Origin of the sequence: Methylobacillus draconifructus (assembly GCF_045984355.1) — a bacterium.
Lineage (GTDB): Bacteria > Pseudomonadota > Gammaproteobacteria > Burkholderiales > Methylophilaceae > Methylobacillus > Methylobacillus flagellatus_A.
This window is the reverse complement of the sequence record NZ_JBJQII010000003.1, coordinates 90790-115871: the sequence shown is the minus strand read 5'-3', so window position 1 is coordinate 115871 and position 25082 is coordinate 90790. Positions and strand designations below refer to the sequence as shown.

Here is a 25082-nt window from a genome sequence, read left to right as displayed (position 1 = left end):
ACAGGGAGCCTTAGATGACAAAGTATGAATCCATGAATGCCACCAAGCGGGATGGTCGCCGGGAACCGATCAACCTGGACAAGATCCATCGCGTGATCGATTGGGCGGCGCAGGGACTGGACAACGTATCGGTATCGCAGGTCGAGCTGAAATCGCATATCCAGTTCTACGACGGGATTCGTACCGACGTCATCCATGAAACCATCATCAAGTCCGCCGCGGACTTAATCTCCGAGGATACGCCGGATTACCAGTACCTGGCGGCGCGCCTGTCGATTTTCCACCTACGCAAGATTGCCTACGGCCAGTTCGAGCCGCCGCACTTGTTCGACCACGTCACCAAGCTCACCGAGATGGGCAAGTACGACCAGCATCTCCTCGCCGACTATAGCCGTGAAGAGTTCAACGAGCTCAACGACCATATCGACCACTGGCGCGACATGAATTTCTCCTACGCCGCCGTGAAGCAGCTGGAAGGCAAATACCTGGTGCAGAACCGGGTGACCAAGAAAATCTACGAAAGCCCGCAGTTCCTCTATATCCTGGTGGCGATGAGCCTGTTCGCCAAGTACGAGGGCAAGGCGCGCCTGGAATACATCAAGCGTTTCTACGATGCGGTGTCCACTTTCAAGATTTCCCTGCCTACGCCCATCATGTCCGGCGTGCGCACGCCGACGCGCCAGTTCAGCTCCTGCGTGTTGATCGAGTGCGACGACAGCCTGGACAGCATCAACGCCACCACCAGCGCGATCGTGAAATACGTCTCGCAACGCGCGGGCATTGGCGTCAACGCGGGCCGCATCCGCGCGCTGGGCAGCGAGATCCGCGGCGGCGAGGCGCAGCATACCGGCTGCCTGCCGTTCTACAAGTTGTTCCAGGCGGCGGTGAAGTCCTGCTCGCAGGGCGGCGTGCGCGGCGGTGCGGCGACCTTGTTCTATCCCTTGTGGCACCTGGAAGTCGAATCGCTGCTGGTGCTCAAGAACAACCGCGGCGTCGAGGAAAACCGCGTGCGCCACCTAGACTACGGCGTGCAGATCAACCGCCTGCTGTACCAGCGCCTGATCAAGGGCGGCGACATCACGCTGTTCTCGCCGCACGACGTGCCCGGCCTCTATGACGCCTTCTTCGCCGACCAGGACGAGTTCGAGCGCCTGTATACGCAATACGAGGCGGACGACAGCCTCCGCAAGCGCACGCTGCCGGCAGTGGACCTATTCTCGCTCCTGATGCAGGAGCGGGCGGGCACGGGCCGCATCTATATCCAGAACGTCGACCATTGCAATACCCACAGCCCGTTTAACCCCAAGCTGGCCCCGGTGCGCCAATCCAACCTGTGCATGGAAATTGCGCTGCCGACGCACCCGCTCGAGGATATCAACGACGAGAACGGCGAGATCGCATTGTGCACCTTGTCCGCGTTCAACCTCGGCGCGCTTGAAAGCCTCGACGAACTGGAAGGGCTGGCCGATCTCGTCGTGCGTGCATTGGACGCCTTGCTCGAATACCAGGATTACCCGGTCAAGGCCGCGCTCAACGCTACCGACAAGCGCCGCTCGCTGGGCGTGGGCGTGATCAACTACGCCTATTACCTCGCCAAGAACGGCACCGGCTACACCGACGATGCGGCGCTAGGGCTGACCCACCGCACCTTCGAGGCGATCCAGTACTACCTGTTGAAGGCCTCGGTGCAGCTCGCGCGCGAGTTCGGCCCTTGCGGCGCGTTCAATGAAACCACTTATTCGCAAGGCCTGCTGCCCATCGACACCTACAAGAAGGACCTCGATGCGGTGTGCCAGGAAGCATTGCAACTGGACTGGGAGCAACTGCGCAAGGACATCGTCGCGCACGGCTTGCGCAATTCCACCCTGACCGCGCTGATGCCTTCCGAGACCTCCAGCCAGATCGCCAACGCCACCAACGGCATCGAGCCGCCGCGCGGCCTGGTGTCGGTCAAGCAGTCCAAGGACGGCATCCTGCGCCAGGTGGTGCCTGAGATCGAGCGCCTGCGCAACCAGTACCAGCTGCTGTGGTCATTGCCCAACAACGACGGCTACCTCAAGCTGGTGGGCATCATGCAGAAATTCGTCGATCAGTCGATTTCCTCCAACACCAATTACGATCCCAAGCGCTTCGAAGGCGGCAAGGTGCCGATGAAGCAATTGCTCAAGGACCTGCTGCAAGCCTACAAGCTGGGCGTGAAGACCCTGTACTACCACAACACCCGCGATGGCGCGAGCGAAGGCGGCGATGCTGGGGACGACGGCTGCGAAAGCGGCGCGTGCAAAATCTAGGCAACGGGACTAATTAATGGCTAACAAAACTAAGCGAAGCGCTCCTGGCTAGGCGCTCTGCCGCAGGCAGTACAATGAGTACGACAAGGCAGGGCAACAAAGCCAGGAGAGTTTTGTTAGCCGTTCTAAATAGAGCAGGGCGGCCATGCGCCGCCCTGACGGGATATATCGGGACAAGTCATGGCATACAGCATTTTTTCCAAGGTCGACAACGAACAACTGAAAGAGCCGATGTTCTTCGGGCAGCCGGTCAACGTGGCGCGTTACGACCAGCAGAAATATCCGGTGTTCGAAAAGCTGATCGAAAAGCAGCTTTCCTTCTTCTGGCGTCCGGAAGAGGTGGACGTGTCGCAGGACCGCATCGACTACCAGGGCCTGCCCGACCATGAGAAGCACATCTTCATCAGCAACCTGAAATACCAGACGCTGCTGGACTCCATCCAGGGCCGCAGTCCCAACGTCGCCTTGTTGCCGCTGGTGTCGCTGCCGGAGCTGGAAACCTGGGTCGAGACCTGGGCGTTTTCGGAAACCATCCATTCGCGCTCCTACACCCACATCATCCGCAACATCGTCTCCGACCCGGCGCTGATCTTCGACGATATCGTGCGCAACGAGAACATCGTCGCGCGGGCGAGCGATATTTCCGCCTATTACGATGACCTGATCCATTACACCATGCTGTATTCGCAATTGGGCGAGGGCGACCACGTCATTAACGGCGAGACCAAGACCGTCAACCTGCGCGAGTTGAAGAAGCTGCTGTACCTGTGCCTGATGAGCGTCAATATCCTGGAGGCGATCCGCTTCTATGTCAGCTTTGCCTGCTCGTTTGCATTCGCCGAGCGCAAGGTGATGGAAGGCAATGCCAAGATCATCCGCCTGATCGCGCGCGACGAGGCGCTGCACCTCACCGGCACCCAGCATATGCTCAACATCATGCGCAGCGGGCAGGACGACCCCGAGTTCGCCGGTATCGCCAGCGAACTGCAGGACGAATGCTTTGAGATGTTCAAGCGCGCGGCGGAGCAGGAGAAGAAATGGGCCGACTATTTGTTCAAGGACGGCTCCATGATCGGCCTCAACCGCGACATCCTCTGCCAGTACGTGGAATACATCACCAACAACCGCATGGCCTCGGTCGGTTTGCCTGCCGCGTTCCCCAATGCCAAGAGCAACCCCATCCCCTGGATCAATACCTGGCTGGCGTCCGATACGGTGCAGGTCGCTCCGCAGGAAGTAGAGCTGAGCTCCTACCTCATCGGCCAGATCGATTCCGAGGTCAGCTCCGACGATCTCGGCGACTTCGAGCTTTGAGCACGGTCCGCACCCAGCACACCAGCTTTAGCCTCATCCCCCAAGAAACCCTGCTCGACGGTCTCGAACGTACCGGCCACGAAGTGGAGTACCAGTGCAGGGGAGGCTATTGCGGCATGTGCCGGGTGCGCCTGCTGGACGGCGAGGTGCAATACCTCGAGCAACCATTGGCATTCGTTGCCGCCGACGAAATCCTGCCATGCTGTTGCGTGCCCCGGTCGGATGTCAGGGTGGATTGCGAACTCAGGCCCGAACTGCGGGATTGGCAAGGGCAGGAAGACATGTTCCCCGTGCAGCAGCCGCTTTTCGCCGATGCGTTGCCTCTACCGGAGCGGCCTCCTGCGAAGAAAGCGCGTAGAAAAAGAACCACCAAATCCGCTGCATCGGCAAGCAATTTATCTTTATTCTAAAAGTTGTTGTTTTTTTGCCGAACTCATCAGTACAAAAGTGTAAATAAAATGTAACAATTATTATTTCCTAATGCTGTTGAGAATGATTTTTAATAAAATCGCTGCTTTTCTTTCGTCAGGGAAAAGCAATGAAGCAAACTCCAATATTGGCAGTCCAGAAGCCAAAGCTTGTGTATCTCGTGGTCGGCGCATTGTTCGCAATGCCTGCCATCGCAGCGGATAGCGATAGTTCGGTATTACCAGAAGTAGCCGTCGTCGGCGCCAAGGCTGGCGATGAAAGCGGCAGCTATGTCGCCAAGAAGACCAAAAGTTCAACCAAGACCGATACGCCCGTTGTAGAAACGCCGCAATCCATTTCGATTGTCGATCGCAAGGAACTGGACGACCGTAATGCGCAGACCTTGAACGAGGCAGTTGCATACACTGCAGGCGTGAGATCCGAGGTCGGCGGTATGGATAGCCGAGCCGACAGTTATTCCATTCGCGGTATCAAGGGCGGTATGGAAGCCGATGCCGGCATTTCCAACCTATTCCAGGACGGCCTCAAAGTACCCGCTGGCGGCATGTGGAACCGTGCCAGTTTCGACAACTTCGGTTTGGAGCGTATAGAAGTGCTCAAAGGACCATCGGCCGCCGTGTACGGACAGATTACTCCCGGCGGCATGATCAATCTTGTCAGCAAACGGCCAACGGCAAACCAGGTCAACGAAGTGCGTTTGCAAGGCGGCAGCTTCGATCAATACAAAGCAGCATTCGATATCGGCGGCAGCCTCGCTGACGATCAGTCGGTTTTGTTCAGGCTGGTGGGTTCGTTCAATGATGGTGGTTCCCAGATCAAACATAACGATTTGCAACGGACCTACTTCGCACCAAGTCTGCTCTGGCAGATTTCGGACAAGACTAGCCTGACATTGTTGGCACAGTATCAACGTGACAAGGGAGGAGCAACTTTCCAGTTCCTGCCATATTACGGCACGGTGGCATTCAACTCTGCGATTGGCGGCCGTCTCGATCGCGATACGTTCTATGGTGACAAGGACTGGAATACTTATGATCGTGAACAGTCTACGGTAGGCTGGGAATTCGACCATCGTTTCAATGATACATGGCAGTTCCGCCAGAATTTGCGATATACAAGTATTGAGAATACCTATAAGTCGGTAATTGGTGGAAGAAATGATGGCTCTAATGGATTACTTCAGCGTCGGTCTACTTTGGGTGAAGGTAAGTCTGATGGCGTAGCGGTTGATAATCAGTTGCAAGCCGATTTTGCGACCGGAGAATTGCAGCACACGGTGTTACTCGGATTGGATGCGCAACGGTTCAGTTGGAAGAATGAACGTTCTAATGGTACTGCAACTGATATTTCCCTGTTGAATCCAAGATATACCAGTGCGGGTGACTATGCGATGACATTGGGTTGGTCTCAGGATGTAGATCAAAAGCAAACAGGCGCTTATATTCAAGAGCAGGCTGCATTGGGCAACTGGCGCTTCAGTCTGGGCGGTCGCTACGACTACTTCGACAATACGATGTTCAATGCCGTCAATGGTCGTCGATTTGCTTATAATGATCATGCGTTTACATGGCGTACTGGCGCAGTTTATCAATTCGATAATGGCATTGCTCCGTTCGTCAGTTATTCCACTTCGTTCGATCCAGGCATGTTAGGCGTTGCAATGCTGAACGATGCAGATGTGAAGCCTGTAAAAGGTAAGCAGTACGAAGCAGGCGTGAAATACCAGCCACCAGGCAGCAATAGCTTGATCACTGCTTCTGTATATGAGTTGACGCAGGATAATCGGGTAGTGACGGCTGGTGTCCCTAATACAATTGTTTGCCCAGATGCAACCGGGAATACGTGTTATACGCAGGTCGATGCGAGGATACGTGGTTTCGAGCTGGAAGGTAAAGCTGCTGTTACCGATAATCTGAGCTTACTCGGTAGCTATACCTATATGGATAGTGAAATTACCAGTAACAACAGTTTGACCGAAAGCAAAGGCGCGGCTATTCCTCAAGTTGCCAAGCACATGTCTTCATTGTGGGCAAATTACGTTTTTACTACTGGTTATTTGGATGGTTTAAGCGTAGGACTAGGCGCTCGCTACGTTGGTGGGAGTTATGGTGTCGCCCGTGCTGCAGGGCCAGCAGATAATCTTTATCTGCATACCGATGCATATACGACTTATGATGCTGCACTACGATATAACCTGAAGTCATTGGGATATGCTGGCGCCGAGTTTGCAATCAATGCCAGCAACCTGACGGATAGGTTGTATGTGACTACTTGTACAGGTTCAACTGCTTGCTACTACGGTTCAGGCCGTGTAGTCAACGCTACCCTGAAGTACAACTGGTAATTTGATCCAGGGCGATTGTCCGCGATGAGCGGGCAATCGCTTTTTTATGGATGAATAATGTGAAGCTGAATCCGATTTTATTTACAGGCCTCTTGTATTTATGGGCAATGCAGCCTGGTGCCAGTATTGCGGAAGAGAATAGTGCTTGGCGGGAAGCGACTTTGCCGATAGCCCAGCAGCAGGATATCCGTTCGTCAGCGACAGGCAAGACTTACCGTATTTTTATTTCCAAGCCCATGTCTGAACCGCCTGCCGGCGGCTTCCCCGTGATTTATGTGCTGGATGGGAATGCATTATTTTATCCGGTTTCCATGCTGGTACATGGGCAGTCCCAACGGCGCGATGCGACCGGCATAGTGCCGGCAGTGGTGGTGGGGATCGGTTACCCGACGCAGGCAATGCTGGATGAGGTATCCCGCGCTGAGGATTTGACGCCGCCAGCACCCGACTTATCCAATACCGGCGACCAGCGTGCTCCCAGGCAGGGAGGGGCAGACCGTTTTCTGGATTTTGTCGAGCACGAGTTGAAGCCTATGATTGCCAAGGAAGTCAATATCGATCCGAAGCAACAGGCCTTGTTTGGACATTCATACGGCGGCTTGTTTGCCCTACATGCATTATTCACACGCCCCCAGGCTTTCCAGGTTTACATCGCTTCCAGCCCTTCCATTTGGTGGAACAAGCAATTCATTCTCGAGGAGCAGAAACGATTCTCTGCGCAGTCGTCTATCGACCTGGGACAATCTCGCTTGCTGCTGATGGTGGGCGGTCTGGAGCAACGGCCGCTGGCCGGCTCAGCTTCACAATCGCCCAGAATGGCCCATATGCAGCAGAGGCGCATGGTGGATGCCACGCGCGAGTTGGCTGAAGAGTTGCAGCATAGCCGTCCGCATGGGTTGGATACTTTCTTCCGGTTGCAGAAAGGGGAGAATCATGGCACCGCCATGCTGACGGGCAGCATCCGGGCAGTGGAGTTTTTCCTGGGCAGGCATGAGCAATTCAATGCGGGAACATTAGGTCAATGAAACCGTCTCGCGATATCGGCTTAAGGGTGCTGGCTGCGTTTGTCGGCGGTTATATCCTGACGGCCTTGTTCAACCTAGTGTGGGTGCTGTGGTGGCCCGGTCATCGTGCGGATGCGGTCTATTACGGCACCTTGTTGCCGTGGACGGTATATTGCGCGGTGATGATATGGGCATTTTCCGCGCGCAGCGCCTGGCGTGCCTGGGGCTGGATTGTCCTGGTCGCGCTTGTACTTGCCATATTGTGGGGACTGGCCCGGCTCGTAAAATGAAGAAGACGTTTTCCTTATCGATGGCCTGGCTGCACACCTGGTTTGGCTTGTACCTGGGATGGCTGTTGTTTGCGGTATTCCTGACCGGCACCATGGCGGTATTCGAGCACAGCATTACGCACTGGATGCAGCCCGAGGCCAGCATTGACCGCTCTGTTCCTCTGCCTTCCTTTGAAAAACAGCTTGAGGTAGGCCAGGCTTACCTGGAGCAGCATGCGCTGAGGGAGAAAGGCAGCCTTTGGAGAATTATCCCGGCAGGGGAGCATCATCCCACTTTGGACGTCGGATGGCGTGACAAGGGAAAGAATCATGAAGTGGCCCTTGATCCCTATTCCGGCCAAGAGATTGATATACGTGAAACCGAAGGCGGGGAAATGCTCACCCATTTCCATTACACCCTGTTGGCCGGTATCCCCGGCACCATCATTGTCGGGCTGGCTGCGGTCGTCATGCTGGTAGGGCTGATTAGCGGCATTGTGATTCACAAACGCATATTCAAAGACTTTTTCACATTTCGCAAGCAATCATCTTCACAGCGCTCATGGCTAGACGCCCACAACGTAGCAGGGGTCATGATGCTGCCATTTCTCTTGATGATTACCTATACAGGATTGGTGATGCAGCCGCTGGTTTTCCTGCCTTTAGGTATCAAGGCCGCTTATGAGGACCCTCGGGCACTTCGTGCAGACGCGGTGCAGTCTTTCGACCTGCCTTACGTCGGCGAACAGGCGGCATTGCTCAATATATCTTCATTGCTACCACGGGCGAGGGAGTCGCTTGATACAGTGGAGTGGGTGGTCATCAAGAACGGCGGCGACGCTTCCGCGGTCGTCGAATTCTACGAGAGCATCGATCACAAGATTTCCGCAGTGGCTAATCATGCCGCATTCAATGGCGTCAACGGGGAGCTGATCGGGGCGCAGACAGAATGGCGCGACTCTGCCTACATTTTCCGCGCTTTTGTCGGCACGCATGTGGCGGTGTTCGGCGGCTGGACGGTCTCCTGGCTGTATTTCATTGGCGGCGCCGTGAGTTGCGGCTTGATTGCCACAGGGATGGTGCTGTTCACCATCAAGCGCCGCAAGCGGCCTGAAAATGAGTTCGGCGCTGCCAGTGGCCGCGTATATAGGTTGATCGAGGCGCTTAATGTGGCAGCCGTCATGGGCAGTATCAATGCCATATTGATCTATTTCTGGGCGAATCGCGTATTGCCGGCTGACTTGGCAGGGCGCTCCGACTGGGAGGTGCGCGCCTTCCTGTTCACATGGCTGGCAAGCCTTGCGCATGCCTTGGTACGCAAGCCATTGGCTGGCTGGCGCGACCAGCTTGTCTTTGCCGTTGCGCTGTGTTGGCTGTTGCCGGTGTACTCGTGGCTGAGCGGTCAGCCCAACTTGCTGTCTTTCTTGCAAAGAGGCGACGGCGTAGCGTTAGGCGTTGAAAGCACGATCGTGGCATTCGGCGTGTTGCTTGCCGTCGCGGTGCCCAAGGTTTCCGGCGCGATGCGGGGCGTGCCTGCCAGGCGGAAAGGCTAGTGTTTTTTTATTCCTTGATTGCTGAAGTGCGGTTGTTCTGGCTTGGCACTGCGCCAGCTGATCCTGCTAAGAATATGGGTTGATTTGATGGGTAATACTTCTTTGTTGGCTGCTTGCTTTGTGACGTATGCCCTGGCTTATGCGGGCATGACTGCGTTGTGCCTGGCCATGGAAAAACATTATGCCCAGGCAATGCGGGGAGCCGATCTGCCTGCGGGCAGGAAAAAGTGCTTGAAGGTGACGGGCTGGAGTCTTCTCGCCCTGGGCATATTGTCCAGCATCCATGGATGGAACCCGACCATAGGCATCGTGGTCTGGAGCGGCTTTGTGTCGGTGGCAGCAATCAGCATGGTGCTGGTGCTTTCCTATTTTCCTACCCAGGTTGTCCGGATAGGCGCAAGCGCTTTGGTTATGGGCTTGCTCAACCTGCTGGCTCTCATGCTCGGCTAAGCGCCGCGAACTAAATCCTTAGGCGTCGTTGCTCTGCTTGCCGTACTGTGTTTACTGCCTCGGCAGGGAGGCTCGCCAGAATTGCCGCACTGAATTTATTCGGGGCTTTCAAGGCCATTGTTACCGACTTAATCGGGTCTAATTCTTGTCAATGACGCGCGAGCTGGCAAAAATATCCCACATGGTGATGAACAGCGCGGCGATCAGCGGCCCGATCACGAAGCCGTTGAGGCCGAACACCGCCATGCCGCCCAGCGTGGAGATCAGCACTACGTAGTCGGGCAGCTTGGTATCCTTGCCGACCAGGATGGGGCGCAGGATATTATCTACCAGGCCGATCACGAAGACCCCGAATGCAATGAGGATGACGCCTTGCCAGATGGCGCCTGTCGCGAGGAAATAGACCGCAACCGGCGCCCAGATCAGGCTGGCCCCCACCGCCGGCAGCAATGAGAGGAACGCCATGATCACGGCCCATAGCAGTGCCGCCTGGATGCCGAGTATCCAGAAAATCAGCCCGCCGAGCGCGCCTTGGGTAATCGCGACGAGAATATTGCCTTTGACCGTGGCGCGGATGACGGTGGTGAACTTGTTGAACAGGTGGCGCTTGTGTTCGGCGCTGAGCGGGATGGCTTGCTTCACGCGCATGGAAAGCGAGGTGCCGTCCCTTAGCAGGAAGAACATCAGGTAAAGCATGACGGCAAAGCCGACCACGAACTGGAAGGTGTTCTGCCCGATACTGAGCGCCTTGGTCGCCAACAGTTGGCTGCCCTGCATGGCCAGCTGCGAAAGCCTGTCCTGGAAGCTCCTGACGTCGGTCAGGCCGACGCGTTCCAAAACCCGGTGTACGGGAGCCGGCGCGGCATCCAGTATTTCCTGCGTATACACGGCAGGATTGATCTCCCCCGTCTTGAGTTTCTGGAACAGCGTAGCGCCCTCATGCACCAGGGAGCTGGCAATGATGACGACCGGCACGATGACGATGACGATGCAGGTGCTCAGCGTGCCGAGCGCCGCGAGGTTACGGCGGTTTTTCGTGGCTGCAAGCAGGCGCCGGTACAGCGGCGTGAACAGGATGGAGAGAATCACGCCCCAGAATACCGCGCCGTAAAAAGGCAGCAGGATGATGATGAGCCCGGCGGAAACCAGCAGGAGCAGGAAGATGAAGGATTTGTTATGGAAATCGGCACTGTTCATGAGGCGGGAGTCTACTGGTTAAACACGCTGGCGCACAGCTTATTTCCACATCACGTCGCTTTGGTTCTGGATAGCGGATTGCAGCAGTTCTATCAACGGCAGGGCCCGATTCTTCAGGCTGACATGAGTGGCTTCGTCCTCAGTAGCCGGCGATTCAGCGCTATCGGGTGCGGTTGCGCCTTCGAGACCTTGCTGCAAATGCTGCAACGCCTGTGGCACGTCGGCGGCGAGGATTGCTCCGGGAATCGTGCCGCTATGGCCCATGAGTTGGAGCAGTTGCTTGGCGACATCGCCAAACAGCATGATGTCGCTATAACGGGAGGTGGAAAAGGTGACGAGCATGGTGGCGGCCTTGAACTTGAATATGTGGGCAGGCCATCTGGCAAACGCAAGACAGCCCGCGGTAGGGATTAGTCGGTTTTGCTGCCCGGGCCGGCCAGGTACCAGACAATCAGGCCAAGCACAGGGAAGATCAATACGCCAAGAATCCATAGGATTTTCTTTACCGTGTCTGCCGAGCTCTGGATAATCTTGATAATCGCATAAATGTCTGCAATGAGGATCAATAGACCGATGACGCTTTGCATGATGTTTTCCTTTTTCTTGGTGGTGGAAGAGACGGCAGAGACTCCCTGCTGCAGTTCGGATAGGAGCGTACGCTGCACATGCAATCCGTAATATCAGACTACACTGAATTACAAGTAGGACTTTACCGACTCGCCGCAGGGCTTGGCAAGCGGAGATTGCATGCCTTGACGGGGCGAATGCGTGGCTGACAGGATGCGTTTGCCTGTCACGGTATTGACCGGGTTTCTCGGCGCCGGCAAGACCACCTTGCTCAACCGATGGCTGCGGCATCCGCAGGCGCAGGATACCCTGGTCATCGTCAATGAGTTCGGCGAGACCGGCCTCGACCACTTGCTGGTAGCGCATCAACAGGAACAGCCCATGATAGTGGAGCTGAGCAATGGCTGTCTGTGCTGCCGGCTGCGTAGCGACCTCAAGCAGACGTTGAAGGACATCCATTGGCGCTTTTCCCGCAACGGCGTGCGGCAATTCAAGCGCGTGGTGATCGAGACCAGCGGGCTGGCCGATCCCGCCCCTGTCCTGCATACCCTGATGACCGACGCCTATGTTGCATCAGCCTACCAGCTGGATGGCGTGGTTACGGTGGTCGATGGGCTGTTGGGGAGGGCAACCTTGGAGCGTCATCCGGAGGCTGTGAAGCAAGTGCAGCTGGCAGACCGCCTGTTGGTTTCGAAGACCGATCTGGCCGGCAGCGACGTATTGCATCGACTCGAGGCATGCCTGCATCAACTGAATCCTCTAGCGACGTTAACCAGGCTGGATCCAGCCCGGCCTGACGCATCAGGATTCTCACTCTTATTTGGGTCGGCGCCAGCCGCAGGTTTCCCGCATTGGTTATCAGCGCTGGCGACGCCGGCCTTGCATGGCGGCGAGGCAACCACCTTGAGCCTGTCGCTGGACAAGCCTGTTCCCAGGGCGGATTTCGAGCGCTGGCTAGAGATACTGCGCGATGACGACAGCCCGGGACTGTTGCGTCTCAAAGGCGTGTTCCATATTGAGGGAGAGCCCGACCCGATAGCGGTGCACCGCGTACAGCACGTATTGCATGCGCCCGAGCCCTTGCCGCATTGGCAGGGCCGGGACCGACGCAGCCGACTGGTGCTGATTACCCAGTCGGGAATCGGCAATGACGAGAGGCAATTGTTGCAGCCTCTTGCCAGGTTTATGGATTAAGTTTGGCAGCTCAAACCCGTGGTTGCCTTCTTGAGCAACTCGTACTGCCCGCAATCAAAGCTTCCACAGGCACTATATCTGCATCAACGCATCGCGGATCCTGATTTCATCCAGCCCCTTGCCGATCAGGACAATCCGGGTAATCGGCTCGTCTTCATCCCAGCCTTGCAGCAGGTTGGGCGGGTAAAGCGTGTGGTGCACTGCATGCACCGCCAGGGGCGCCGGCTGGTCCTCGGCATGGATGATACCCTTCATGCGCAGCAGGTTTTCGCCATGCGTGGCGCAAAGCCATTGCAATACGGGTTCGAGCTGCAGCCAGGTTAGCGGCTTGGGCATGGTCACGGTAAAGCTGCCGATTTCGTCCTCGTGCACGGCTTGCGGCAGCATGCCGCGCCTGGCCTTGGAGCGCGACGGCGCACGCAGCCAGCGCTGCGGCTGCGCCTGCGTGCCGCCGGGATTGAACAGGCCTGCGTCAATCACCGCGGAGGGATCTATCTCGCCATGGCTGATGCGGTATTGGGTGGCGCCGGGGTTGAGCTCCTGCAGCGCCGCCGAGAGTGTATCCAAGCTTTCCGACGATGCCAGGTCGGTCTTGGTGATGAGCAGCACATCCGCCACGGCGGCCTGCTTGCGCGCCTCGCCGTGGCCTGCAATCTGCTGCAGGCCGTAGGTGCTGTCTATGGTGACCACTACCGCGTCCAGGCGGTAGGTGGAGGAAATCACCGGCTCGTTGAGCAGGTTGGCCATGATGGGGCCGGGGTCCGCCATGCCGGTGGTCTCGATCACCAGGCGGGAAAAAGCGGGGATCGCTTCCAGCTGGCGTTTGAAGAACAAATCGCGCATGGTGTCCGCCAGCTCGTTGCTCAAGGTGCAGCACAGGCAGCCGGACTCCAACAGCACGGTGTTGTCGGCAATATGTTGGCTCTCGACCGTGCGGGCGAGGATATGGTCCAGCCCGGCGCTGCCGAGCTCGTTGATGATGACGGCGGTGTCCTTCATGCCGGGGTGGTTGAGCAGCTTGTTGAGCAGCGTGGTCTTGCCGCTGCCGAGAAAACCGGTCAGCAACGTCACCGGGATGCGATGGTCCAGCGTCATTGAAAAATTCCTTGAGTCCCTTGGGTATGTTGTGAGGATAGCAGGATGCCGTATTGGGGTTACGGCATTCGCATTTTAAACGAGAATGGCGGTTCCTGGCCAAAGGCAAGCGTGCCGGCAGTAGTCAGGCGGCGCTTTCTTCCGGTTGGCGGTCCCAGGCGGGGAAAGGGTCGTTGAAATCCCCCCATGCCTGCATGCCGAGCATGAGTTCGGCATCCGTCAACAGGCAGTGGTCGAATTCCCGCCTCAGGTCGGTTTCGTCCATCTTGCTACCGATCAGCACGATCTCCTGCTGGCGGTCGCCGAATTCGCCGGAAAAGCGCGAGCGGATGATGCTGAGCGATTCCATGTCCTCGGGCCAGTAGGCCTTGGGCGTGGCGGCCCACCAGTATCCGGCCGGTCCGTGCCGGGTGATGGAACCGGCCTGGGACCAGCTGCCGCAATAGGCGGGGCGGCTGGCAATCCAGAAATGTCCCTTGGAGCGGACGACGTTCGGCCACTCGCGCGAGAACCATCGCCACAACCGTTCCGGGTGGAAAGGTCGGCGCGCGCGGTAAACGAAGCTCGTGATGCCGTATTGCTCGGTTTCCGGCGTGTGCTCGCCGCGCAATTCCCTGAGCCAGCCCGGGGCGGCCTGGGCTTCGGCAAAATCGAACAGCCCGGTGTCGAGCACCTGGTCGAGCGGCACGCGGCCGAATTCGCTTTCCACGATCCGGGCGCGCGGATTGAAGCTTTTCAGGATGCCGTGCAATTGCTGCAATGCCTCCTGGCCGACCAGGTCGGTCTTGTTCAGCACGATGACGTCGCAGAATTCCACCTGCTCGATCAGCAGGTCGACGACGGTGCGCTCATCCCCTTCGCCCATCGAGGAGCCGCGTTGCGCCAGCATGTCGCGTGAGGCATAGTCGCGCAGGAAGTTGAAGGCGTCCACCACGGTGACCATGGTGTCGAGCCGTGCGATGTCGGAAAGGCTGGTACCGTTTTCATCGCGGAAGGTAAAGGTTTCGGCGACGGGAAGCGGCTCGGAAATGCCGGTGGATTCGATCAGCAGGTAGTCGAAGCGCCCGGCTTCCGCCAGGCGCTTGATCTCGACCAGCAGGTCTTCGCGCAGGGTGCAGCAGATGCAGCCGTTGCTCATTTCCACCAGTTTCTCTTCCGAGCGCGACAAGTCGGCTCCGCCCTCGCGGACGAGTTGCGCATCGATATTGACCTCCGACATGTCGTTGACGATGACAGCGACGCGCTTGTCCTCGCGGTTGTTCAGGATGTGGTTGAGCAAGGTGGTCTTGCCGGCGCCGAGAAAGCCGGACAGCACGGTGACGGGGAGTTTGCGGGTGGTTTGCATAGTGGTTCCTGGAGTTTGATGATTCTTACAAGAGTGGCTGACAAAACTCTCCTGGCGTTGTTGCCCTGCCTTGCCGTACTGCTTGTACTGCCTGCGGCAGAGCGCCTGGCCAGGAACGCTTCGCTGAGGTTTGTTAGCCGCTCTTAATGGCTGTATTGGCGTTCGCGCCTTTCATGCCGCTCCTGCGCCTCCAGCGAAAGGGTGGCGGTAGGGCGGGCGAGCAGTCGTTGCAGGCCGATAGGCTCGCCGGACTCTTCGCAATAGCCGTATTCGCCATCGCGGATGCGCTGCAATGCCGCGTTGATTTTCTTTTCCAGCTTGCGCTCGCGGTCGCGCGTACGCAGTTCCAGCGTATGCAGTTCTTCCTGTGTGGCGCGGTCGGCCGGGTCGGGAAATTCTTCGTGTTCCCTCAGGTGCTTGCTGGTCTCGGCGGCGTTGTCACGGATATGGGCGAGCTGCTGCTCGAGCAGGCGTTGGAAGAAGGCAAGCTGCTGCGGGTTCATGTAATGTTCTTCAGGCATGGAAAGCAATTCTTCAATGCTGACGACGTCTGGATTCGGCATGGTTTTGAATAATAAATGCAACAAAGTTGCATTTTAGGGTGTGGCGTCTTGATGTGCAACTATGTTGCAATTAATTTTATCTTAAGGGGAGGTTGATGCAAAGACCGGCCCGCGCCTTAAAGAAAGCCTGGCCTAGAGGAATCAGTTTCTTGCGGAATTACAGTGGTCGCATTGACCTTTTATATTGAGTTCGACCGACTCGACGGTAAAATGGGAGGGTACGCTATTGGGAATGCGCGGCTTGACTTCGTCCAGGCAGAATATCTTGCCGCAGGAGGAGCATTCGAAATGCGCATGGTGGTGCTTGGCGTTGCGCTGGGTCAGCTGGAAGCGCCTGGCGCGGTCGTCGCCCATGATGGGATGCACGAGGTTGCACTCCACCAGCCAGTCGAGAACGCGATACAGGGTGACGCGGTCGAAGGGCGCTTCCTTGGTCAGCGTTTGCAGTAATTCATGATGCGTGAGCGGGAATTCCGACTCCATCAGGACATTCAATACAGCAACACGTGAGGAGGTCGGGCGCTGCCCAATCTCATGTATCATTCGTTCGGCGTTATGCATAGGCGCTAAATTACAGACAATCATCACGTGCCGTCAACAGGGCACGTCCAAAAAGCAGGATTATGAACGTATTTTTTGAAGAAGAGGGCAGTTTCAAGGTTGCCTCGGTCATGACGGAAAACCCCAGCTCTCTCCAAGTAGAGGCCATTTCCGGCAAACGCTCCAAGATCAAGTCCGCCAACGTCTTGATGCGCTTCGAGGGCGCATTGTCGGGATTCATGGAAAACGCCAGCGCAGAGGCCGAGGGCCTCGATGTCCCATTTCTTTGGGAATGCTGCGGCGAGCCCGAGTTCGGTTTCGAGGAGCTTGCCGAGGAGTATTACGGCGGCAAGCCGACCTCCATCCAGGCGGCCGCCGTCGCCATCCGGCTGCATGGCGCGCCCATGTACTTTTACCGCAAAGGCAAGGGGCGCTACAAGGCCGCTCCCGAGGAAACCCTGCAGGCCGCGCTGGCCGGGCTGGAAAAGAAGCGCCTGCAAGCCGAGAAGGTGGCGCAGTATGTCGAGCAGCTCAAGGCCGGACAGTTGCCTGCCGAGTTCGACGGCAAGGTGATAGACGCCTTGCTCTACCAACCTGACAAGAATAGCCTGGAATGGAAGGCGCTGGAGCAGGCGGCGGGAGAAAGCAACCAGCATGTCGTCCGCGTGCTGGCGTCGTGTGGCGCAATTTCATCCGTGCATGATTACCACCTCGGCGCGTTCCTGCGGGAATACTTCGCCGAAGGGCAGGGCTTCCCCGACATGGACCCTCCCGTATTGCCGGCGGATCTGCCGCGTGCCGAGGCCGAGGCATTCAGCATCGACGACAGTACGACCACCGAGATCGACGATGCCTTCACCCTGGTGCAGCTGGCCGACGGCGTGACCAGGGTGGGCATCCATATCGCCGCACCTGCGCTGGGCATCCTGCCGGGCAGCCAGCTGGACCAGGTCGTCATGCAGCGGCTTTCCACCGTCTATATGCCCGGCAACAAGATCACCATGCTGCCGGAGGATGTCGTGACGCCGTTCAGCCTGAACCAAGGCGAATGGCGGCCGGCGCTTTCGCTTTACCTGGACGTGGCGCCCGACTTGAGCATCATCAAGCGGGAAAGCCGCGTCGAGCAGGTCAAGGTGGCCGAGAACCTGCGCCATGACACGCTGGAGCCTTTCTTTAACGAGAACACGCTGGAGCAGGATACGGGCCATCCCTATTGGCAGCGCCTGCTGTTCCTGTTCCGGCTGGCCGAGTCGCTGGAAAAGGCGCGCGGCAAATATGATCCCACACGCCCGGTCCAGCTCGACTACAACTTCTACGTCGACGACGGCCGGGTGCGCATCGTCGGCCGCCGCCGCGGCGCGCCGATCGACAAGCTGGTCGCCGAACTGATGATCGAAGCCAACAGCCATTGGGGCGGCCTGTTGGCCGAGCACAATGTGCCGGGCATCTACCGGGCCCAGAACGGCGGCAAGGTCTACATGACGGTCAAGGCCGAGCCGCACCAGGGGCTGGGCGTGAACCAGTACAGCTGGAGCACTTCGCCGTTGCGCCGTGCGGTGGACCTGGTCAACCAGCGCCAGATCGTTGCCGTGGTGCAGGGGCAGGAGCCTGTTTATCCGCCAGGTAGCGACGAGCTGGCGGTGGTGATGCGCAACTTCGACCTGACCTACAACGCCTATAACGAATTCCAGACGCGCATGGAGCGCTACTGGTGCCTGCAATACCTGTTGCAGGAAGACATCCATGAGATCGGCGCCACTGTCTGGCGCGAGAGCCTGGTGCGCCTCGACGGCATGCCGCTGATCGCCAAGGTGCACGGCATGCCCGAGCTGGCGCCCGGCAGCCGCGTGATTATTGAAATCCAGAAGGTCGATACCTTGCTGATCGAGCTCGAAAGCCGCTTCAAGGCGGTGGAGCATGCCGAAGCCGCGGCAGAAAGCGAGGCGGCCTGATGTTCAGGGTGGGGCGCAAGATCGCGCGCAGCATACACAAGGCCATTACCAGCGAAGACAGCGTCGATGTGAGCGAGATCGACGGCGTGCGCTCCCTGCACCTGGGGTCGGACACCATCCAGAGCTCGATGCGCATCAAGGACCCGTACGCGCTGGAGCTGCGCTACTCGCGCGGCATGATGGTGTACCTGCTGTTCCAGAAGCAGCCGCGCGACCTGGTGGTGCTGGGTCTGGGCGGCGGCTCGATTCCCAAATACGTTTACCACCACATGCCGCAGGTGAAGACGCGGGTGGTGGAAATCAACCCGCGCATTATCGAGGTGGCGCGCAGCCACTTCTTCACCCCGGAAGACGACGAGCGTTTCGAGATCATCGAGGGCGATGCCGCCGCTTTCCTGCGCGACAACCCGGGCACGACTTCCATGCTCATGATGGATGCTTTCGGCAGCAACGGCTTGCCGCCCGACCTATGCTCGCAGGATTTCTTCGATTCCTGTTTCGAGGCGCTGACGCTGGACGGCATGTGCGCGATCAACCTCTGGGGCAGCGACAAGAATTACGACGTCTACCTGCAGCGTATCGAGACCAGCTTCCATGGCCGCATCCTGGTGATGCCCACAGGCAGACCCGGCAATGTGGTCGTGTTCGGCTTCAAGCGCGCGCCGAACGATTTGCGCTGGAGCACGCTGCGCGTTCGCGCCAAGGCGCTTGAAGCCGAGCACAAGGTCGAGTTCCTTGAGTTCGTCGAGCGCTTGCGCGAGCACAACCCGAGTACCAGCAACCGCTTGTTGCTGGAATCCTAACAGCCTTCAGGATACCGCATGCATTATCAATTTTTTGCCACTTGTCCGCGCGGACTGGAATCCCTGCTCGAATACGAGCTGAAAAGCCTCCATGCGCGGCAAATCAAGCCGACCGACGGGGGCGTGGGTTTTGCCGGGGATATGCTCCTCTGCTACCGCGCCAACCTCGAGAGCCGCATCGCCACGCGTATCCTGCTACAGGTCGGCAAGGGGCGCTACAGCAACGAGGACGAGCTTTACCAGGGCGCATACAAGATCGACTGGGCGCAATGGTTCGAGGTGGAGCAGGATTTCATGGTCAAGGTGACCGGCGTGAAATGCCCGCTCAAGAGCCTGGAATTCGCGACGCTGCGTATCAAGGACGCTATCTGCGACCGCTTCCGCGAGGAAGTCGGCAGCCGGCCCTCCGTCGACACACGCGAGCCGGATGTGCGCGTGCACGCCTACCTGGGCGCGGAGGAGTACCAGCTTTACGTGGATACTTCCGGCAATGCCTTGTATCAGCGCGGCTTGCGCCGTTCCAGCATCGAGGCGCCGTTGCGCGAAAACCTGGCCGCAGGCATCCTCAAGCTTTCGGGCTGGCAGCCAGGCATGCCCTTGCTCGACCCGATGTGCGGCAGCGGCACTTTCCTGCTGGAGGCGGCGATGATCTCCCTGGATATCGCGCCCGGAAGCAACCGCAGCTTCGGTTTCGAGCGCTTGAAGAACTTCAATGCCGGCGCATGGCAATCCCTGCTCAAGCAGGCGAAGAGCCGGGCCAAGCCCGTGACATTCCAGGGCATCTACGGCAGCGACGCGGACCTGCGCGCGGTGAGGGTGACCCGCAAGAACCTGGAGCAGGCCGGATTGCTGGAAGCGGTGCAAGTCGCGCATCGCGATTTCACCGAGGCGGTTCCTCCTGCGGCTGAGGGTATCCTGGTCGCCAACCCGCCGTACGGCGTACGCATCGGCGAAGATGAGGAGCTGGCGGCGCTCTATCCCAAAATGGGCGAGGCGCTGAAAAAGAAGTTCGCCGGCTGGAACGCTTATTTCCTTACCAACGACATGCGCCTGCCCAAGCTGATGCGGCTATCGCCCACCAAGCGCACGCCCCTGTTCAACGGCCCGCTGGAATGCCGCGTGTTCGAGATTAAGATGGTGGCCGGCTCCAACCGCAAGGAGAAAAGCAATGACTGACGACAGCAGGCGGCCGGATTCCCTGGAAAACCTGCGCGCGAGGATCAACCATTTTGTCGCCGAGCGCGAGTGGGATCAGTTCCATACGCCCAAGAACCTGGCCATGGCGATGATCGTGGAAGCGGCGGAAGTGGTGGAGCATTTCCAGTGGGACAGCCCGGCCGAGAGCGCTGCGCTGACCGATGAACGCAAGACCGAGGTCGGCCACGAGCTCGCAGATACCTTCGTTTACCTGCTGCGTATTGCCGAGGTGTGCGGCATCGACCTGATTGCGGCAGTCAATGCCAAGATAGACCTCAACGCGAAGAAATATCCCGCCGACAAGGTGCGCGGCAGCAACGCCAAATACACCGCATACCAGGAGCAGTGATGGTCGGTGACGAATGACTACCATAGACCTGGTTTGCTTGCGTCATGACGTCGAGCGATATGCCAGAGACGGAATCTCTTGCTACTATTGAGTCTAGTTAACCCGAAAATTCCAGCCCGAAAATCCAGCCAAGAAGAAATGCCATCCATGTTCCCAGATACCGAAGCCGCGCCAAAAACCATCTACCTCAAGGACTACACGCCTGCGCCTTACCTCGCCTCGCACATCGCGCTCAAGTTCGAATTGTTCGAGGACAAGACCGTTGTCAGGTCGGAAGTCGCCTATGCGAAGAACCCGTCGGCCACCTCGAACCGGCTGGTATTGAACGGGCAGGACCAGGTCGTCCAGTCCGTGGAATTGGACGGGGCGCCGTTCGACGGCTATGTGCTGGAAGGCGACAGGCTCGTCATCGACGATGCGGCGGAGAAATTCACGCTCGCGATCACCTCCGAGATACACCCGGAAACCAATACCGCGCTCGAAGGGCTGTACAAGTCCCAAGGCACTTTCTGCACCCAGTGCGAGGCGGAAGGGTTCCGCCGCATCACTTACTTCCAGGACCGGCCAGACGTCCTGGGCATCTTCTCGGTGCGGATCGAGGCGGACAAGGCGCATTACCCTGTGCTGCTGTCGAACGGCAACCTGGTGGCTGCTGGCGATCTGGAGCAAGGCCGCCACTTTACCGAATGGCACGACCCGTTCCCCAAGCCTTGCTATTTGTTCGCCCTGGTCGCCGGCGACCTGGTGCGCATCGCCGATAGCTTCCAGACCAGGTCCGGCCGCAATGTCGATCTTCATATTTACGTGCGCCAGGGGGACGAAGGGCAATGCGGCCATGCCATGGCGTCGCTCAAGAAAGCCATGAAATGGGACGAGGACAAGTACGGGCGCGAATACGAGCTTGACCTGTTCAACATCGTGGCGGTCAGCGACTTCAACATGGGGGCGATGGAGAATACTTCGCTCAACATCTTCAATACCAAGCTGGTGCTGGCGCACCAGGAAACCGCGACCGATGCCGACTTCATCAGCGTCGAGGCGGTGATTGCGCACGAGTATTTCCATAACTGGACCGGCAACCGCGTGACTTGCCGGGATTGGTTCCAGCTTTCATTGAAGGAAGGCCTGACCGTGTTCCGCGACCAGGAGTTCAGCGCGGACATGAACTCGCGCGCGGTCCAGCGCATCGACGACGTCGACCAGCTGCGCAGGCTGCAGTTTCCCGAGGATGCGAGCCCGCTGGCGCATTCGGTGCAGCCCGACCACTTCATCGAGATCAGCAACTTCTACACCATGACCATCTATGAAAAAGGGTCGGAGCTGATCCGCATGCAGCATGCCCTGCTTGGCGAGGAGAAGTACCGCCAGGCCACCGATCTCTATTTCCAGCGCTACGATGGCCACGCGGTCACCATCAACGATTTCGTCCAGTGCATGGCGGACGCCTCAGGGCGCGATATGTCGCAGTTTTTCCGCTGGTACAAGCAGGCTGGCACGCCGAGCCTGCAGGCGAGCGGCCGTTACAACCCGGAAGCCGGGCAATATACCCTGACCCTCAAGCAATCCCAGCCGGACACGCCAGGGCAGACCGGCAAGCAGCCGTTGCTGATCCCGGTTGCGGTGGGATTGCTCAATGAGGCTGGCGAGGAGACGCATGCCACCCGCGTGCTGGAGATGACGGAGCCCGAGCAAAGCTTCACCTTCGACAACGTGCCGTCGCGTCCCGTGCCTTCCATCCTGCGCGGATTTTCCGCGCCGGTGAAATTGTCCACCGACCTCAGCGACGACGACCTGCGCCTGTTGCAGCTCAAGGACACGGACGGTTTCAATAAATGGGAGGCCGGCCAGACCATTGCGTTGCGCACCATTCAGCGGGTCATGGCCGACAGTGAAGCGGATATCGCGCAATTCATCGCCGATTTCGGCGTCCTGCTGGAGCAAGGCTTGAGAGAGGACACAGACAAGGCCTTGTTGGCGCGCGCCTTGTCGCTGCCCTCCATCGCGGTCATCGCCCAGGCGCAGGACGTGGTCGACCCAGCCGCGATCGACCAGGCGCGCAGCGCCATCCTCAATGCCATCAAGCGCGCGCATAAGGATACGCTGGCCTCGCTGTACGAGCATAACCGCGGCGCGGGAGAGTTCTCCATTTCGCCGGCGGCGATGGGCCGCCGCGCGTTGCGCAACGCCTTGCTGGATTTGCTCACCGTGACCAATGGCACCGGGTGCGCCGCGCGCGGCAAGGCGCATTACGACCAGGCCGACAACATGACAGACCGCGTGGCCGCCTTGTCCAGCCTGGCGGACAGCAACAAGCCGGAACGCGATGAGGTGTTTGCGGATTTCTACGAGCGCTTCAAGGGCTACCAGCTGGTGGTGGACAAATGGTTCTCCCTGCAGGCGATTGCCAACCGGGAAAGCGTTTTCGAGGATTTTGCCCGGCTGCGCCAGCATCCCGAATTCAATATCCGCAATCCGAACCGCGTCAGGGCGCTCTATTCGGCGTTTGCCGTGAACAACCCGGTGAAGTTCCACGACCCCAGCGGGCAAGGCTACGCCTTGCTCCGGGACGCGGTCATCGAATTGAACGCGATCAACCCGCAGATCGCCGCGCGCCAGGTAACGCCTTTCCGCGAATGGAAACGCTACACGCCGGTGCTGCAAGCCCAGATGCAGGATGCCCTGCGCGCCATCATGGAAACTCCCAACCTCTCGAATGACGTATTCGAGGTGGTGAGCAAGTGCCTGCAGGCATAGGCATGCCCGTAGCGGCTCATAAGACTTGATGAGCCGCTACGGGCCTTCAATCCAGCTTACTGATTTACGCAGTTTGCCTTGATTGTATTTTGACGGTCAATTGTTGAAACAATTGGTTTTCAAGCGGTTTTCTTAATCGAGCGACGAAGGAGAGGGCAATGGGCAATCCGATCTGTACGGAAGACGAAATCAAGGCATTGGTGCATGCTTTCTATGCCGACATCCGCCAGGACGAGCGCTTGGGACCGATATTCAACGGGCATATCGCCGACTGGGATACGCACCTGGCGAAGCTGGAGGATTTCTGGTGTGCGATTTTGCTGGGAAGCCGGCGTTTTTCCGGGACGCCCATGCCCAAGCATATTGCCTTGCCGGACTTGAGCGCTGAGCTGTTCGAGCATTGGCTGGCCTTGTTCCGCCAAACGCTTGCCGTTCAACCCAACCGGGCCATGCAGGCGCAGGCCGAGCTCATGGCAGGCAAGATCGCCAACAGTTTGTGGATGGGCTATCAGATGCACCGCCAACCGGGAGAGTTGCCGGCCTGTCTGGCAACGGACTGACTCAAAGCCCGCTAAAAGTGTCGCGGGCGTGCAGGGCGCTCATTTCCAGCGCCTCCTGAAACCGCAACCTTGCGCTTGCGATACCGAACTGCACGATGACGACATCCCACTCCCTGTGGCTGCGGTTGGGCGTGCAGCAGGCGCGGATGTATGGTCAGTACGTCGCCTGCCTCGACATCCGGGTGGGCAGTAGCGTCTTTATCCAGTGTGTTCTTGTCCATGCTGTCGTCCAGGTGGCTGCCAGGAACGACTGCCGTTCCGCCGTTTTCCTGCGACATGCCTTGCAAGGGAATCAGCAGGCGCAGGAAGCTGTCATCCTCCGGGCAGAAAAAAGTATTCTCATTGTCACGGTGCCAACTGATGGCCGGGCCTGTTCCTGCAGGTTTACGCGTCAGATTGGCATAGTGGAATACGATGTTCCCGGCTTGTGTGTCCAGCAGGTTCGCCGCGATCGACCAAAGCGGCTCTTCCGACAGCAATGAAACAAAGCGCCTGTCCAACGCAAGCATATCGCCGATGATGAAGGGCTCATTGATCAGCTTGCTGCCGTCAATGCCGGGATTGCGTTCGGGTTTCGCCAGGGCGAATTCTCCCAGGCTGACACCGTTCTGTTGCGCCAAGGGCTCATTGGCGCGGTATTGCCTGATGATGGATGCGACGGCATCGCGTGCGCGTTGCAGCCAGGATGGCGAAAGCGCATGCCTGAAAACTTGGAACCCATGCGCGGGGTAACGGGCAGTGTTGCCAGGGGGCATGATGAGGGGAGGAAATGCAGCCGCGGGCTGGCCACGGCTGCGTAAGTCGTTACAGTGCGGCTAGTGCGGCGTCGTAATTGGGTTCATTGGCAATTTCGGATACCAGCTCGCTGTGCAGCACCTTGTTGTTTTCATCGAGCACTACCACGGCGCGCGCAGTCAGGCCCGCCAGGCTGCTGTCGGCGATTTGCACGCCGTAATCCTTGGAGAACTTGGCGGTATCGCGGAAGGTGGAGAGCGTGACGACATTTTCCAGGCCTTCGGCGCCGCAGAAACGGCTTTGCGCAAACGGCAAATCTGCGGAAATGCATAGCACCACGGTATTGGCCAGGCCGCTGGCCTGCTTGTTGAACGTGCGGACTGAGGTGGCGCAGGTCGGAGTATCGATACTTGGGAAGATGTTCAATACCTTGCGCTTGCCGGCAAAGTCGGCGAGGCCGACCAGGTTGCGTTTCGCATCAGCCAATTGGAAATCGGGAGCGGTTTCGCCTTTTTGCGGCAGGTTGCCGCCGATTTGTACCGGGTTGCCTTTGAGGGTGACGGTTGCCATAAATCAA

General features: G+C 58.3%; 24 protein-coding genes. 15 read left to right on the top strand and 9 right to left on the bottom strand.

The annotated features are described in order from the left end of the window. The first annotated feature begins 14 nt into the window (after nt 1-14). The 8 genes from nrdA to ACJSDX_RS06980 all read left to right on the top strand — a co-directional run bounded on the left by nrdA (nt 15) and on the right by ACJSDX_RS06980 (nt 9654). Entirely contained in the window at nt 15-2291 is a 2277-nt protein-coding gene (gene nrdA, locus ACJSDX_RS07015) for a class 1a ribonucleoside-diphosphate reductase subunit alpha (protein WP_309565004.1), read from the top strand. A gap of 180 nt (nt 2292-2471) precedes the next feature. After that, the gene (gene nrdB, locus ACJSDX_RS07010) at nt 2472-3605 is read left to right on the top strand and encodes a class Ia ribonucleoside-diphosphate reductase subunit beta (protein ID WP_309565005.1); all 1134 of its coding nucleotides are present in this window, start codon (nt 2472-2474) and stop codon (nt 3603-3605) included. Continuing rightward, complete coding sequence (gene yfaE / locus ACJSDX_RS07005) at nt 3602-4015, top strand: class I ribonucleotide reductase maintenance protein YfaE (protein WP_407994095.1); 414 nt, start codon at nt 3602-3604, stop codon at nt 4013-4015. The genes nrdB and yfaE overlap by 4 nt, the downstream gene beginning before the upstream one ends. Before the next feature lie 128 nt (nt 4016-4143). Further along, nucleotides 4144-6378 carry a TonB-dependent siderophore receptor gene (locus tag ACJSDX_RS07000; protein ID WP_407994094.1) on the top strand — a complete coding sequence of 745 codons (2235 nt, stop codon included), beginning with the start codon at nt 4144-4146 and terminating at the stop codon, nt 6376-6378. A gap of 107 nt (nt 6379-6485) precedes the next feature. After that, entirely contained in the window at nt 6486-7403 is a 918-nt protein-coding gene (locus ACJSDX_RS06995; protein WP_407994093.1) for an alpha/beta hydrolase, read from the top strand. Continuing rightward, the gene (locus tag ACJSDX_RS06990) at nt 7400-7672 is read left to right on the top strand and encodes a hypothetical protein (RefSeq protein ID WP_407994092.1); all 273 of its coding nucleotides are present in this window, start codon (nt 7400-7402) and stop codon (nt 7670-7672) included. Before ACJSDX_RS06995 ends, ACJSDX_RS06990 begins: the two co-directional genes overlap by 4 nt. Beyond that, nucleotides 7669-9204, top strand: a complete 1536-nt coding sequence (locus ACJSDX_RS06985; protein ID WP_407994091.1) for a PepSY-associated TM helix domain-containing protein — start codon at nt 7669-7671, stop codon at nt 9202-9204. The genes ACJSDX_RS06990 and ACJSDX_RS06985 overlap by 4 nt, the downstream gene beginning before the upstream one ends. A gap of 87 nt (nt 9205-9291) precedes the next feature. Next, a complete protein-coding gene (locus ACJSDX_RS06980) occupies nt 9292-9654 on the top strand; it encodes a DUF3325 domain-containing protein (protein WP_407994090.1) in 363 nt (120 codons plus the stop codon). A gap of 138 nt (nt 9655-9792) precedes the next feature. Here the strand turns inward: ACJSDX_RS06980 and ACJSDX_RS06975 are convergent, their stop codons facing one another. The 3 genes from ACJSDX_RS06975 to ACJSDX_RS06965 form a co-directional block, all read right to left on the bottom strand. Beyond that, entirely contained in the window at nt 9793-10851 is a 1059-nt protein-coding gene (locus ACJSDX_RS06975; RefSeq protein ID WP_407994089.1) for an AI-2E family transporter, read from the bottom strand. A gap of 39 nt (nt 10852-10890) precedes the next feature. Beyond that, nucleotides 10891-11193, bottom strand: a complete 303-nt coding sequence (locus ACJSDX_RS06970; RefSeq protein WP_407994088.1) for a DUF1840 domain-containing protein — start codon at nt 11191-11193, stop codon at nt 10891-10893. Between the two features lie 68 nt (nt 11194-11261). Then, nucleotides 11262-11516 (bottom strand): PLD nuclease N-terminal domain-containing protein, encoded by a 255-nt coding sequence (locus ACJSDX_RS06965; RefSeq protein ID WP_407994087.1) that lies wholly within the window; start codon nt 11514-11516, stop codon nt 11262-11264. 115 nt (nt 11517-11631) lie between these two features. On the opposite strand from ACJSDX_RS06965, the gene ACJSDX_RS06960 reads away from it, so the two are divergent. Further along, the gene (locus ACJSDX_RS06960) at nt 11632-12612 is read left to right on the top strand and encodes a CobW family GTP-binding protein (RefSeq protein WP_407994086.1); all 981 of its coding nucleotides are present in this window, start codon (nt 11632-11634) and stop codon (nt 12610-12612) included. 72 nt (nt 12613-12684) lie between these two features. Here the strand turns inward: ACJSDX_RS06960 and ACJSDX_RS06955 are convergent, their stop codons facing one another. The 4 genes from ACJSDX_RS06955 to ACJSDX_RS06940 all read right to left on the bottom strand — a co-directional run bounded on the left by ACJSDX_RS06955 (nt 12685) and on the right by ACJSDX_RS06940 (nt 16158). Next, on the bottom strand, nt 12685-13707 hold the full coding sequence (locus ACJSDX_RS06955; RefSeq protein ID WP_407994085.1) for a CobW family GTP-binding protein: 1023 nt from the start codon (nt 13705-13707) through the stop codon (nt 12685-12687). 124 nt (nt 13708-13831) lie between these two features. Further along, nucleotides 13832-15052 (bottom strand): zinc metallochaperone GTPase ZigA, encoded by a 1221-nt coding sequence (gene zigA / locus ACJSDX_RS06950; RefSeq protein WP_407994084.1) that lies wholly within the window; start codon nt 15050-15052, stop codon nt 13832-13834. A 143-nt stretch (nt 15053-15195) separates the two neighbouring features. Further along, nucleotides 15196-15615: an RNA polymerase-binding protein DksA gene (gene dksA, locus ACJSDX_RS06945; RefSeq protein WP_287110365.1), complete on the bottom strand. Its 420-nt coding sequence runs from the start codon at nt 15613-15615 to the stop codon at nt 15196-15198. Between the two features lie 141 nt (nt 15616-15756). After that, complete coding sequence (locus tag ACJSDX_RS06940) at nt 15757-16158, bottom strand: Fur family transcriptional regulator (protein WP_287110364.1); 402 nt, start codon at nt 16156-16158, stop codon at nt 15757-15759. An 80-nt stretch (nt 16159-16238) separates the two neighbouring features. Between ACJSDX_RS06940 and ACJSDX_RS06935 the strand changes: the two genes are divergently transcribed. The 6 genes from ACJSDX_RS06935 to ACJSDX_RS06910 all read left to right on the top strand — a co-directional run bounded on the left by ACJSDX_RS06935 (nt 16239) and on the right by ACJSDX_RS06910 (nt 23770). Further along, the gene (locus tag ACJSDX_RS06935) at nt 16239-18107 is read left to right on the top strand and encodes a ribonuclease catalytic domain-containing protein (RefSeq protein WP_407994083.1); all 1869 of its coding nucleotides are present in this window, start codon (nt 16239-16241) and stop codon (nt 18105-18107) included. Next, entirely contained in the window at nt 18107-18910 is an 804-nt protein-coding gene (locus ACJSDX_RS06930; protein ID WP_407994082.1) for a polyamine aminopropyltransferase, read from the top strand. The genes ACJSDX_RS06935 and ACJSDX_RS06930 overlap by 1 nt, the downstream gene beginning before the upstream one ends. Before the next feature lie 18 nt (nt 18911-18928). Then, complete coding sequence (locus ACJSDX_RS06925; protein WP_407994081.1) at nt 18929-20086, top strand: THUMP domain-containing class I SAM-dependent RNA methyltransferase; 1158 nt, start codon at nt 18929-18931, stop codon at nt 20084-20086. Then, nucleotides 20079-20456, top strand: coding sequence for a nucleotide pyrophosphohydrolase (locus tag ACJSDX_RS06920; RefSeq protein ID WP_407994080.1), 378 nt, complete (start codon nt 20079-20081; stop codon nt 20454-20456). Before ACJSDX_RS06925 ends, ACJSDX_RS06920 begins: the two co-directional genes overlap by 8 nt. A gap of 138 nt (nt 20457-20594) precedes the next feature. Next, complete coding sequence (pepN, locus tag ACJSDX_RS06915; protein WP_407994079.1) at nt 20595-23210, top strand: aminopeptidase N; 2616 nt, start codon at nt 20595-20597, stop codon at nt 23208-23210. A gap of 158 nt (nt 23211-23368) precedes the next feature. Beyond that, nucleotides 23369-23770, top strand: coding sequence for a group III truncated hemoglobin (locus ACJSDX_RS06910; protein ID WP_407994078.1), 402 nt, complete (start codon nt 23369-23371; stop codon nt 23768-23770). A gap of 11 nt (nt 23771-23781) precedes the next feature. Here the strand turns inward: ACJSDX_RS06910 and ACJSDX_RS06905 are convergent, their stop codons facing one another. Together ACJSDX_RS06905 and tpx are read right to left on the bottom strand one after the other, a co-directional pair. After that, complete coding sequence (locus ACJSDX_RS06905; RefSeq protein WP_407994077.1) at nt 23782-24525, bottom strand: phytanoyl-CoA dioxygenase family protein; 744 nt, start codon at nt 24523-24525, stop codon at nt 23782-23784. 49 nt (nt 24526-24574) lie between these two features. After that, nucleotides 24575-25075 carry a thiol peroxidase gene (tpx, locus tag ACJSDX_RS06900; RefSeq protein WP_407994076.1) on the bottom strand — a complete coding sequence of 167 codons (501 nt, stop codon included), beginning with the start codon at nt 25073-25075 and terminating at the stop codon, nt 24575-24577. Between the last annotated feature and the right edge of the window lie 7 nt (nt 25076-25082).

Coding starts and splice junctions, on each gene's coding strand:
- ACJSDX_RS06910 (WP_407994078.1), top strand. CDS start 23,369: ATGGGCAATCCGATCTGTACGGAAGACGAAATCAAGGCATTGGTGCAT.
- ACJSDX_RS06980 (WP_407994090.1), top strand. CDS start 9,292: ATGGGTAATACTTCTTTGTTGGCTGCTTGCTTTGTGACGTATGCCCTG.
- ACJSDX_RS06975 (WP_407994089.1), bottom strand. CDS start 10,851: ATGAACAGTGCCGATTTCCATAACAAATCCTTCATCTTCCTGCTCCTG.
- ACJSDX_RS06985 (WP_407994091.1), top strand. CDS start 7,669: ATGAAGAAGACGTTTTCCTTATCGATGGCCTGGCTGCACACCTGGTTT.
- zigA (WP_407994084.1), bottom strand. CDS start 15,052: ATGCAAACCACCCGCAAACTCCCCGTCACCGTGCTGTCCGGCTTTCTC.
- ACJSDX_RS06935 (WP_407994083.1), top strand. CDS start 16,239: ATGAACGTATTTTTTGAAGAAGAGGGCAGTTTCAAGGTTGCCTCGGTC.
- ACJSDX_RS06920 (WP_407994080.1), top strand. CDS start 20,079: ATGACTGACGACAGCAGGCGGCCGGATTCCCTGGAAAACCTGCGCGCG.
- ACJSDX_RS07000 (WP_407994094.1), top strand. CDS start 4,144: ATGAAGCAAACTCCAATATTGGCAGTCCAGAAGCCAAAGCTTGTGTAT.
- ACJSDX_RS06970 (WP_407994088.1), bottom strand. CDS start 11,193: ATGCTCGTCACCTTTTCCACCTCCCGTTATAGCGACATCATGCTGTTT.
- pepN (WP_407994079.1), top strand. CDS start 20,595: ATGCCATCCATGTTCCCAGATACCGAAGCCGCGCCAAAAACCATCTAC.
- ACJSDX_RS06905 (WP_407994077.1), bottom strand. CDS start 24,525: ATGCCCCCTGGCAACACTGCCCGTTACCCCGCGCATGGGTTCCAAGTT.
- dksA (WP_287110365.1), bottom strand. CDS start 15,615: ATGCCGAATCCAGACGTCGTCAGCATTGAAGAATTGCTTTCCATGCCT.
- ACJSDX_RS06995 (WP_407994093.1), top strand. CDS start 6,486: ATGCAGCCTGGTGCCAGTATTGCGGAAGAGAATAGTGCTTGGCGGGAA.
- ACJSDX_RS06925 (WP_407994081.1), top strand. CDS start 18,929: ATGCATTATCAATTTTTTGCCACTTGTCCGCGCGGACTGGAATCCCTG.
- ACJSDX_RS06930 (WP_407994082.1), top strand. CDS start 18,107: ATGTTCAGGGTGGGGCGCAAGATCGCGCGCAGCATACACAAGGCCATT.
- ACJSDX_RS06960 (WP_407994086.1), top strand. CDS start 11,632: ATGCGTTTGCCTGTCACGGTATTGACCGGGTTTCTCGGCGCCGGCAAG.
- ACJSDX_RS06940 (WP_287110364.1), bottom strand. CDS start 16,158: ATGATACATGAGATTGGGCAGCGCCCGACCTCCTCACGTGTTGCTGTA.
- tpx (WP_407994076.1), bottom strand. CDS start 25,075: ATGGCAACCGTCACCCTCAAAGGCAACCCGGTACAAATCGGCGGCAAC.
- ACJSDX_RS06955 (WP_407994085.1), bottom strand. CDS start 13,707: ATGACGCTGGACCATCGCATCCCGGTGACGTTGCTGACCGGTTTTCTC.
- nrdB (WP_309565005.1), top strand. CDS start 2,472: ATGGCATACAGCATTTTTTCCAAGGTCGACAACGAACAACTGAAAGAG.
- nrdA (WP_309565004.1), top strand. CDS start 15: ATGACAAAGTATGAATCCATGAATGCCACCAAGCGGGATGGTCGCCGG.
- ACJSDX_RS06990 (WP_407994092.1), top strand. CDS start 7,400: ATGAAACCGTCTCGCGATATCGGCTTAAGGGTGCTGGCTGCGTTTGTC.